Annotated in this window: 8 protein-coding genes; 2 read left to right on the forward strand and 6 right to left on the reverse strand. The window is 38.6% G+C overall.

Annotation, left to right across the window (positions count from 1 at the left end; translation table 11 throughout):
- The first annotated feature begins 37 nt into the window (after positions 1 to 37).
- Complete coding sequence (locus tag RB604_RS07355) at positions 38 to 940, forward strand: mechanosensitive ion channel family protein (RefSeq protein WP_005926333.1); 903 nt, start codon at positions 38 to 40, stop codon at positions 938 to 940.
- Positions 941 to 1,065: 125 nt separating this feature from the next.
- Here RB604_RS07355 and RB604_RS07360 read toward each other — a convergent pair whose 3' ends face one another.
- The 3 genes from RB604_RS07360 to RB604_RS07370 all read right to left on the reverse strand — a co-directional run bounded on the left by RB604_RS07360 (position 1,066) and on the right by RB604_RS07370 (position 3,843).
- Positions 1,066 to 1,305, reverse strand: a complete 240-nt coding sequence (locus tag RB604_RS07360) for a hypothetical protein (RefSeq protein ID WP_005926331.1) — start codon at positions 1,303 to 1,305, stop codon at positions 1,066 to 1,068.
- A gap of 238 nt (positions 1,306 to 1,543) precedes the next feature.
- Positions 1,544 to 2,905 (reverse strand): MATE family efflux transporter, encoded by a 1,362-nt coding sequence (locus tag RB604_RS07365; protein WP_055293465.1) that lies wholly within the window; start codon positions 2,903 to 2,905, stop codon positions 1,544 to 1,546.
- Between the two features lie 5 nt (positions 2,906 to 2,910).
- Positions 2,911 to 3,843: a lysophospholipid acyltransferase family protein gene (locus RB604_RS07370; protein ID WP_005926325.1), complete on the reverse strand. Its 933-nt coding sequence runs from the start codon at positions 3,841 to 3,843 to the stop codon at positions 2,911 to 2,913.
- Between the two features lie 614 nt (positions 3,844 to 4,457).
- Between RB604_RS07370 and RB604_RS07375 the strand changes: the two genes are divergently transcribed.
- The gene (locus tag RB604_RS07375; RefSeq protein WP_007478822.1) at positions 4,458 to 5,231 is read left to right on the forward strand and encodes a class I SAM-dependent methyltransferase; all 774 of its coding nucleotides are present in this window, start codon (positions 4,458 to 4,460) and stop codon (positions 5,229 to 5,231) included.
- Between the two features lie 113 nt (positions 5,232 to 5,344).
- Here RB604_RS07375 and RB604_RS07380 read toward each other — a convergent pair whose 3' ends face one another.
- From RB604_RS07380 to RB604_RS07390, 3 genes are all read right to left on the reverse strand, one after another.
- Entirely contained in the window at positions 5,345 to 7,918 is a 2,574-nt protein-coding gene (locus tag RB604_RS07380; RefSeq protein WP_055293467.1) for a glycoside hydrolase family 84 protein, read from the reverse strand.
- Between the two features lie 970 nt (positions 7,919 to 8,888).
- Positions 8,889 to 9,629 (reverse strand): toll/interleukin-1 receptor domain-containing protein, encoded by a 741-nt coding sequence (locus RB604_RS07385; protein WP_007478820.1) that lies wholly within the window; start codon positions 9,627 to 9,629, stop codon positions 8,889 to 8,891.
- 11 nt (positions 9,630 to 9,640) lie between these two features.
- Positions 9,641 to 10,735, reverse strand: coding sequence for a PDDEXK nuclease domain-containing protein (locus RB604_RS07390; RefSeq protein WP_007478819.1), 1,095 nt, complete (start codon positions 10,733 to 10,735; stop codon positions 9,641 to 9,643).
- Positions 10,736 to 11,365: the final 630 nt, after the last annotated feature.

Consider the following 11,365-nt stretch of genomic DNA (forward strand, 5'->3'; position numbering starts at 1 on the left):
AATCACGATTTATTTACTTAAAATAATAAACTAAATTATGCTACTATTACAAGTTACTCAGGCTGTTGCCGACTCTTTACAGGTTGCAGCCGACAATTTGGATCAGGCTATTGCGAATGCGGATGGCCTTGATAAGTTGTCTCTTATCACCCAGCAATTGCTCGATGCCGGTGTGCATGCCGGTGCAAGTATCTTAAAGGCGATACTTGTTTTCATAGTAGGTCGTTTCCTTGTTTCGATGTTGAACAAGCTGACCGCCCGGATGATGGATAAGCGACATGTGGATATAAGTATCAAGACATTTGTCAAAAGCCTTGTCAATATCCTGCTGACAGTTCTTCTGATTATTTCGGTTGTCGGTGCATTGGGAGTAGAGACTACTTCATTTGCTGCATTGTTGGCATCTGCCGGTGTGGCCATCGGTATGGCTTTGTCGGGTAATCTTCAGAACTTTGCAGGAGGGTTGGTCATCTTGTTGTTTAAACCCTATAAGGTGGGCGATTGGATTGAAAGCCAGAGTTTCTCGGGTACTGTGAGGGAGATACAAATATTCCATACTATTCTGACTACAGGAGATAACAAACTGGTTTATGTACCGAACGGTTCATTGAGCAGTGGTGTGGTGACGAATTATAATACGCAGGAAACCCGCCGTGTGGAATGGGTATTCGGTGTGGATTACGGTGAGGATTATGACAAAGTGGAACGTGTGATACGTGAAGTCTTGGCAGCCGATAGCCGGGTATTGAATACTCCGGAGCCTTTTATTGCCCTTCATGCATTGGATGCAAGCAGTGTGAACGTGATTGTTCGCGTATGGGTAAAGACCGGGGATTACTGGGGTGTTTATTTTGATACGAATAAGGCTATTTATAATACTTTCAACGAAAAAGGTATCAACTTCCCGTTCCCGCAACTTACGGTTCATCAGGGAAATTAAATTTGTTGTATATATAAAAGACGGAGCCACGGCAGGTGCTATAACCTCCGTGGCTCCATCTTTTTGAAAATAAATAAGGGGGGGAGCCCTTCTTTATGACAACTTATATTTTCTGTTTTAGGACGTTAACACACGCCGAACTCTTCTTCTATCTCTTCTGTCGCATCTGTTATGCCCAGAAGTTGGTTCATCTTTTTTCTTTTTTCCAAGTCTGTAAAATAAGTCTCCACCACTTTGTAGAGGTCGAAACAAGAGGTAGACCCGGCTGCCATATCGAGAGACTCTACCATCTTTTCTACTGCTTGATGGATTTTAGCTTTATCAATCAGATGCAGCTCATTACTGTGAATTAGATATTTTTCCATAACCTCAATGTTTTTATTGTTTATGCTATTATAACATGTCGGGTATGGAGAAAGTTCAGTTTCCGGAGCTTTTGGGTATATGCGGACTTTTTGTAAAATCATTTATGACTTCGTAACGATCGGTTTACTTATTGAATCATTACAAGGTAAAGTCTCTCTTTAAACAAAGTTATCAACAGGTTAATTTATTGATATTCTGTCTGTTTATTGGTTTTCTTGTTTGTTATTCACAACCCTGTTAACTGGGTTGTGAATAACAAGGATGAGTTGTTGATCTTTTATCTTTTGTGTATCTCAAATACCATATACATATCAGGAGTGATACGATTGTTGAGAGCGGGGGTGCAAATCCCATGATAAACAGTGAGGAACTGTCTATTTGGCTGAACCAGTATGAAAGCGGAATACGAAACAGGAAAGTCGCTATCAAACTGTGTATCATTGGAAACAGTGAGTTGCCTTGCCCGCTGAAATAAGAATTGATACAGAACACAAAGCTGACGATGACACAGTCGATGCTGTATCCTTTCAAATATTCTGCTGCCATCGATATTACCGCAGGGTCTTTGGAGAAAAAGGCCGTAAGTGTTTCCGGCAAGAATTGCGAGTACAGGCAGACCGTAACTCCGAAAATGAGAGCGAGCCCGATGCCGGAAAGAAGGCATTGGTTCATTCTCCGTATGAGTCCGGCACCATAATTTTGTGCCGTCATTGTGGCTACGGCAGAGGATATGGCCATTGGGGGCAACATGGCAAAAACAATAATTTTCTCGACAACACCCAAAGAAGCCGATGCGATGACTCCCATCTGGTTCACAATAACAGTGATTATCAGAAAGGAGACATTGATCAGTGCATCTTGTAATGCAATAGGGGCACCTAACGCCAGGATTCGTTTGGATAGGACACCGTTCAATCGGATGTCGCGGCGTGTAAATTCGAAATGGAAACCTTTCCGGTGAAGGAAACAGAGTGCGGTGGCAAAACTGACCCCTTGTGCCGTCACGGTGGCAATTGCTGCTCCGGTGGCTCCGAGATGGAAATACCCGACTAATATAAAATCGAGAACGATGTTGATGATACATGCTAACGCTATGAAGTAAAGGGGCGTTTTTGAATCGCCCAATCCACGCAGGATACCGCATACCACATTGTATCCTATAATGAACAGTATTCCGGTGGAGCACACTAAGATATAACTTTTAGTGTCGGACATCGCTTCTGTCGGGGTATGCATCCATTCCGCTATCTGATTGTGAAGAAGTATCATGAGCAGGGTCAGTATGATACCGGTAATTGAAAACAGCCAGATGGAGGATCCAATGGTTGAAGCCACTTTCCGGTTATCTTTGGCACCGGTTGCTATGGCAATCAGTACGGTAGTACCTGTTGTGATGCCGAGGATGATACCTGTAATGGTTTGCATCACCTGGCTGCCGATCGCTACGGCTGCTACTCCTGCCGAATCGTCATATTGTCCTACAACAAAAAGGTCTGCTCCTCCATAGAGTGCCTGGAGGATATTGGCTACTAAGAAAGGTACTGCAAATTGGAGCAATACCTTTGGAACGCTTCCTTGTGTCAGATTTAACTCTTTCATCAATCTTACTCTTTCTTATGTGTGAATTGTCTATACCAAACTATGATCTCTTCCCGTGTCCGTATCCATCTGTCGTGTGTCCACAACCAGTAGGAGGGAGCTTTATTGATAGTACATTCCAATTTGCGCATGAATAAGTCGGTGACTTCATAATCGGCATGCTGTTGTATATCATTTACCATACGGCTGATTGTGCATCGGTAGTATCCTCTCCGGGTACGTTCCATCTCTGCGTAAAAGATAAGTGCATCCACATGTTTACCCATCTGCTCGGCACCGGTGAATACCGGTGTTTCCCATTGGAAGAAATAGCTCCAATGATATTTTCCACTCCACAGGGGTGCCTGGTCGGATACAAAGGCGATTATTGCCTTCCGGGAATTCTCTTCCAACTCGATGATCCGGCGGATCGTATCTTTTATAGCGATGCTTTTTCCACCTAACCGATTTCGTAGTTTCAAAAGGATTCTGTCAAAAATCTTATTCTTTAGTGGATAATAGATATAGCCATTGACCATTTTTGAGTTATGTTCTTGTACTTTAGTGGCCAACAGTGACAGCCATTCCCAATTGCCGTAATGTCCCATGTAGAGGAAAGCGAAATTTTTGTTTTCATTTTCTAATTCACTTACCATTTCGGGCAATCCTTCAAAAGCCATACGTTTGTTTATTCCTTTCTCTGTGATGGAGCATAGCTTGATTGTTTCGACAAACTGGTCACACAAAAAAGCATAGAATTTCTTTTCTATGGCGAGAATCTCATTTTCTCCTTTTTGGGGAAAAGAGATGCGGAGGTTGTTACGGACTACTTTTCTTTTATATTTAATAATGTGATAAAGCAGAACATAAAACAGGTCTGATATCCGGTATAATACCCAGAAGGGAAGTAGGGATACCATGTAGCAAAAGGAGTATGCGACGAAGTATAGGATAGTCATAGCACATTATTTAGATCGTTATACATGAGGACGTATAGAAGCTTGGAATGAACTTGACAGTCATTGCTTTTACAAAGGCAAAGCTTGGCTTCGCAGGTGTTGTACTGTTACTGGTTACCTTTTTCATTTCTTTAAATATTTAATTTTCAGTTTACTCTATACCGTTCTGTCTTATTCTAAAAAATGATGCCGGATAAGACGAATGATTTTCCACCATTCATCTTATCCGGCACTATGACTCTTGTGATAATGCCCTCCGATGAGGAATTATATGTCTGTCTTTATTTTTGCGGTGCAAAGTTGGGCATTGTTTTCGTGACAACCAAATTCCGGAATGTCTTTTTTAAAGGAACTAAATTTTTCTACTTTTATCGTTAGATTTTGCTGGAATAAAAAAGGTTCTTATCTTTGTGACAGTTAAAAAAGTTTGGATGTTTAAATTTAAGAAGGATTCCGTGAAGTAAATAACCTTTGTGCTTTCTGCTTAAGGTTATCCGTTATTTGACTCAGACATGTTCTTGTCAGAGTTATTTTCATATTTATATATCAATTAATCAGCAATAACCCTACGTGGGTATTGTCCTTTATTTTTTTAATTATAAAATTAAAACATCATGAGTAACGAAAATAAATCAATTCACGAATTCGACTTTAATTTAATCTGTGAATATTTTGCCAGTGTCGAACGGCAGGGACCCGGTAGCCGGGAGGTGACTCTCAAGGCTCTTAGCTTTATTGATAATCTGAATGAGCATTCTCGTATTGCCGATCTTGGCTGTGGTACCGGCTGGCAAACCATCCTGTTGGGTGAGCATGTTCCGGGAGAGATTTTTGGTCTGGATTTGTTTCCCGATTTTATTGATATTTTGAATCGCAATGCAGGGTTGCACCATTTGCAAAATCGGATAAAAGGCATTGTCGGGTCAATGGACGATCTGCCATTTGAAAAAGAGACGTTGGACTTAATCTGGTCGGAAGGGGCAATCTACAATATCGGTTTTCAGCGTGGACTGAATGAATGGCGGGAATATTTGAAGAAAGGTGGTTACGTAGCTGTTTCGGAAGTTTCATGGTTTACCGACTGGCGTCCTGCGGAAATTAACGACTTTTGGATGGATGCCTATCCCGAGATTGATACTATTCCCAATAAGGCCGGTCAGATGCAAAAAGCCGGTTATGTTCCTGTTGCTAATTTTATTTTACCGGAAAACTGCTGGATAGAACATTTTTATGCTCCTCAAGTGGAAGCACAAGAAATATTCTTAAGGAGATACGCTGGTAATAAGGTTGCTGAAGATTTTATTGCTAATCAGCGGTATGAAACTCAATTGTATTATAAATATAAGGAATTTTATGGGTATGTGTTTTACATTGGGAAGAAGATATAGCCAATACTGGAGAAGTATTTAAAATTGATTTCTTAGAGGAAGAAGGTGTGTTAAAAGGGGAGTTTTTAAACATCCCCTTTTTTGATTATCTTCTATTGTTTTTTCTATTTTAATTATTCTGATTCGGCAATAATCTCGAATATTTCTGCCGCTCCCTCTATGCTGACTTTTGCTACATCTTTGCCGGATAACTCAATCTTGGCATAAGGAGAGTCGATTGATGTTTCTGACACGAGTTTCCCTTTTACATCAAACTGTTTACATTTCAGTGGCATCGGAAGTTCATTCATTAGCAGAGTATATGCTTTCGTGCCTTTTGCTACTTCGAATTCCAGGCAATCTTGGTCCTTGGATTTGAATGATGTACCTAAGTTCTTATCAAATGCATAAAGTGCCTGTTCTGGATTTTCTGTTTGCAACTTGAATCTTAAATCCTCTATGCGAAGTGGATTTACCTCAAACGAGCGGATGGAAGCATAGTTTGTGCGTTTGGAATCCAATCTTCTCAACCGGACATAACGGGCTTTTACAGCTTCTCCTTGCCATTGGATAATGTATTGTTGTTTTAACTCTTCTGTCAAAGGCTTCCAAATCTTTCCGTCTTCTGAATATTCTAATATAGCGTGGTCGAAATAATCGACATCATCCACTGAATTTCTTCCTTGGAGGATGGATATCTCAGATACATCACGGATGGTTCTTAAATCGACACCAATCCAGTCTCCGGCTTTTTGAGCCATACCGGAAGTATAATAAGTAGTGGTGTCTCTGTCAAGCATCAATTTGGTCTGGATTGTACCGGAATTTGCGAACGAACCGATACCTTTGTAATCCATCGGAATCTCACCGCTCAGTTTTTTCAGGAATCCATGTGCCATGTCATCCATCGTATTTTCGTAAAAAGGTTGTAATTTCATGGTGCCCGACTTATGAGCATCGTAGTTCTTACGTTCCTCTTTCGTCATTAGGTTTTGTACGAATTTACTCCAGAAGAGTGCGTCATCCTGGTTGGAACGATAGATACGTGCAAGTTCTATAGCCCGCTTTCCTCTCGTTCCCAATTTGCCGAATTCTGTCAACCACGGACGCAATTCTTTCAGTAACTTCTTGTTGGTACATCCTTTTTCCAGATTGGCGGGTACGTTTTCTATCTTCTTGAATTCTTCTTCTAAGGCTTGTGCGGTTTCCTCCGTCCAATCAGTAAGTCGGAATGTTTTTGTTTCCCAAGATTCGTCACGGCGATAACCGGTTTCCGTATCACTTGAGTGGATGGCAAATCTCCGGTAGTCCTCTCTTGCTTGCGGTATTAGTTCGCTCAACCCTCTTTCCCAGTTGTCGATTGCATTGTAGGCTGCCATATTCCAAGTGTAGTCAGCTACACCATATAGTGCCAGTTTGGAAGCCTCGCCATGTTCCATTGGGTTACTGATGACTCCACAAACATCTTTTTCTGTTAATGAGGTGTTTAGGCCATAAACCGGACCTTGCAGGAGAATGTTGCGCACATAATCTGTCACCGGATAGTTCCACCAGAAATATGCAGGACGCTTGATTCGTGAGTTTACAAATTCCAATGTCTCTTTTGTCAGGTCGCTACAGACTACATCGCCTGTCCAGAATACTTTTATTTCCGGATACAATGTTTTACCGTAAATGGCAAGACTTCCTTCCGGAGTCGGATTTGCCCAAAGTTTGGAATAATCAGTCGGGCATACCGTGAGTGGAGTGATATCACCTTTTACCTTCACAAAATCATCGGTCAACCTATTTAATAGTTCAGTCTGTTTCAACGGGTTAGTTCCTTCCCCTGAGATGTCATCGAAAAAAATAGCAAAGTGGCGTACGCCGAGATCGTACATCCCATTGAATTTGTTGATTAAGTTGTTATAATCTTCTTCATTCCATTTGATATCCTGTCCCGGGTGAATGGCCCACACGAAATCTACGCGGTTCCGGTTACAGGCCTCAATCAATTGCCGGATGTTTTTGGCTTCTTTCTCCGGATAGGGGAGACGCCAGTTAGGGCAACTGTGATAAGGATCGTCTTTTGGACCGTACAGATAAGTGTTCATCTTGAATTTTCCGTAGAAGTCTATTAAAGACATCCGTACTTCGTGTGACCATGGAGTGCCATAAAATCCTTCTACTACTCCACGATTAGGCAAGTCCGGATAATCGTTGATTTCCAGGTAGGGCAATTGTCCGTTTACGGTTGCCGGGCTTTCTGCTAATTGCCGTAAGGTTTGAATACCATAAAATGCACCTCTTTCATCATAACCGATAATGGAGATACCTTTAGAGCTGATAGTTAAGGCATAAGCTCCCGATACTTCTTTTACATTTTGTGCTGCCGCTACTTTCTTTCCAAAATCAATAGACAACTTTATACCTTTCTTATTAAGCGTAACAAACTCCAGATCTTTTGTGAATTTTTTCTGTTTGTCTTTCAATATGAATCCTTGGGAAATATTCAATTTACTATTTCCGTTAAATACCAGCTTTTGGGGAGTAGGATTAATGATTATTCCCCGGTGGTCTACTTTTTCCCCGGGCACTGCCAAAACATCTTGTTTTTCTGAACGTTGGGAAGACAGATCGAAATTAGTCTCTTGCGCCGATAGATTACCGCACATCAATATACATGCAATTCCTGCATACAGTGTGTTTTTGTGATTTACCATTTTCATGTAGTATATATTTAAAATCAAATTTCGTTTGAGCTTTATTGCCGTTAACTTTCTGTGGATAACTGAAAGTCTCTTAATTATAATACAATTGAGCGTTCCGGGATATGATAATAATTTTGTTTTTTTAGTATTTGCACTTAATTTATGCTATGATTAGCAGATGATGTGCAAATATATCGGATTTTCACTCTATTAAAAGTTGTCTTAAATCAAAATCTGAGTTGTTTTTATTACAAATTCCGGCCGGATATGTTTTTCTTGCTTGCATTGGTTGTTGTCTCTTATGGATATTTAGTTCACTCTTCTACGAGAAACGACTCGGAACTCTACGAGAATCGATGTGTTTGTCTACGAGAATCGAGTCGATTCTCGTAGAGGAAATGGAGGTTTTTATAATTTATTGATAATTAGTTGATTGTGTGGATCTTCGTATGTCTTGTATTTTCAATATAAAAAACTTTCTTTTTATACTTTTTCTTTGACTGTACTTTAATCTGAAATCGAAACAGAACGTTTTTGTATTATGGAGAGAAGACGAGAATCCGGAATGGGGGAGTAAAGCCGTAGGGTAAGAAAAAAGCCCCTGAAATTCAGAGGCTTAATTTTATTTCAGTGATCCGCTTGGTTCATGAACCCTGCGGTATATTCTCCTATAAATCAATATCTTTGGAGTTATAAGCTTTGTACCTGTCACGTTTTGGTCCTAAAAAACTGTCCACTTCTGTCCAGTGCCTGTCTGCTTATATCTTGGGTTCAAAAGTATACATTCTTTTTAAAATACGCAAGTCTTTGATTATTAATATTTCAACTTAGGTGCAAGCTATATATACATATATATATGCTTGCACCTTGCACCTAAAATTAATATTCGTAAATATTGTTACTCCACAGTTTTGTAATTTCTATTATTTGTTCTTCTGACAAGATAGTTGTTGAAGGTATTTTACCAATAGAGAAGGTCACCAGTACTTTAGTTATTTCTTTTTTTTATTACTAGATCACTAATGTTGTGCTTATGGATAAATTCTAGATAGCAACTGTTCATAATTTCCCATGTTTGTATCTCTCTTTCAGGTCTAATATCCAATTCATAGTTATATATACTTTCATTGAGAGACATGGATAAATTCTGTCCGATTCCATAAAATATAGATTTAGCTCGAACTAGTAATTGTTTAGATAGTATACTGTTTCTTTCTTTGGGATGTTTAAGTTCACTTCTATTTACAACGACTGATTCACTATTTGCTATTAACTTTTTAAATGAAATGTAGCGGCATAAATCTTGATAAATATCAGGTCTAATAACTTTCAATAGTTTTATTGTGAGCTGTCTAGTTGATTCTTTAGATGAGTCTAATGCAAATTTATCAGATAGATAGAGTGAGTATTTTCGTATTTCTTCTTTTGTAATGTTGTGCCAAATAGGAAGTATAATTTTTTGTCCATCGATTTCTTTGGAGAGGAGAGATCTGTATTCGTAATCAGTCCATCTCTTTTTTAAAAAATCAGGAGATATAATAATACCGAAATTTGAATATATTAATCCTTCATCAATAGATTTAGATAGGCTGTCCCCTACATTTAAGGAAAATTCATCATACCAAACTTTTAGATGAAATTTTTGTAATTCTGTTGTTAATTCTCTAACAATACTATCTTTATCCTCTGATGCATGAGATATAAAAGCATCCCATTTTTTATTTTCCATGAAATATTATATTAGTTTTCTACTAATTTATTCAATTCCTCCTCAACTTCTTCAACTGTTGGCAGCTTGCTTTTTAAGTTTTCAGGTAATAGTTCCTTTACATTAAACTCGCTAACCCCAATTGGAGAGGATATATTTTGTAATGCATATTCTACTTCAATCCTATCTTTATCTCGACAGAGTAGCATCCCTATGGTCGGATTATCATATTCTCCTCTTAGCGTGTTGTTGATAAGGTTTTGATAGAAGTTTAGCTGTCCCAAGTGTTCAGGTTTAAAGTTTCCATTTTTAAGCTCTATAACGACGTAAGCTCTCAAAGGTATATGATAGAACAAGAGGTCGCAGAAATACTCCTTGTTGTTCAAGTTCAAACAATATTGCTCCCCTACAAATGCAAACCCTTTACCCAATTCAAGAAGAAACTGGGTGATGTGAGTTACAAGTTGTTTTTCTATATCCCGCTCTCGTGCTTTTTGAGATACAGACACAAAATCAAACCAATATGGGTCTTTTACTACTTCCTGTGCCATATCCGCTGTTAGGGTTGGTAAGGTGTGCGAGAAGTTTGTTTGTCCTTGTCTGTAATGTTCGTAGAATTGTTGCTTGAACTGATTTTCTAAAATGCTTCTGCTCCAACTGTTAGATAGAGTTTGATGTGCATAAAACAATGCTTCTTCTATATTTTGAGCTTTGCTAATTATCACCTTTTGGTGTCCCCAAGGAATATCAAAGATAATCTTATAATTATCAGCTATTTGTAATTGTCCCTCAACTTGGGGGACAATTGAATTATTGGGTGAAATATGTATTTGTCTTGCATAAAACTCATAAAAATTCTTACTGTAGTATAGGTTCTGACGAGAAAAGCCCTGCATATCAGGAAACTCATTGCGCAAGTCTATTGAAAGCTTGTTTATTACCTTATCACCCCAATTTTGTTCTTTCAGTTTTAGAGAGATTATTTGTCCTAACCGCCAATAAAAGTGTATCAACTCTGTATTAGCTGTTTTTATCATTCGTATTTTAGTAGAACGAATTTGCTGTTTGATGGCTTTTAGCCACTCTATATATTCACTATCTATTGTAATAATAGGATTATCTTTCATGTACTTTTGTTTTTTGCAAAGGTAGACAATTAAATATAATGATAGTATGTTTTTGAAATACATTCTTTTAGCTTAGTAGTGGTGAAAGTTCATAGAACACTTCTAAAGTATTCCTTTGAATTGAATAGTGTTATGCTAATGCTTGGTTCCGAAAATCTGTACCTGCTAATATTGCGCAAATTGTATCTGTTTCTATTTACTACTACTGAGGGGTATTCCTTTTTACGTGAATGGATTATTAAACGAATGAATGTTTAGGAATATCGTTTGATAAATATAATGGGGGAGTAAAGCCGTAGGGTAAGAAAAAAGCCCCTGAAAATCAGAGGCTTAATTTTGTTTTCAGTGATCCGCCTGGGATTCTCCTTTCGGAGTTACCATGCTGATATATAAAACTTTATATTTTTAGCTTCAAGCATATCCCATGATTTAACCCACTGATTTGCTACGTGCTTTTGCGGTAGTTTGCTCATGGAGAATACTGAGAACAAAGATAAACCTTTTCTTCTGATTTACAAAATAAAGATTTTTATTTTAATTACCACCAGCAAGAGAACTATTATCTTCTCTCTATTGAGTATCCATAAATAGAAAAAAGCTTTCTCTTTTTATCACCCCTATACATGAACT

The organism is Bacteroides salyersiae (assembly GCF_031172035.1).
In the GTDB taxonomy this organism is placed as follows: domain Bacteria; phylum Bacteroidota; class Bacteroidia; order Bacteroidales; family Bacteroidaceae; genus Bacteroides; species Bacteroides salyersiae.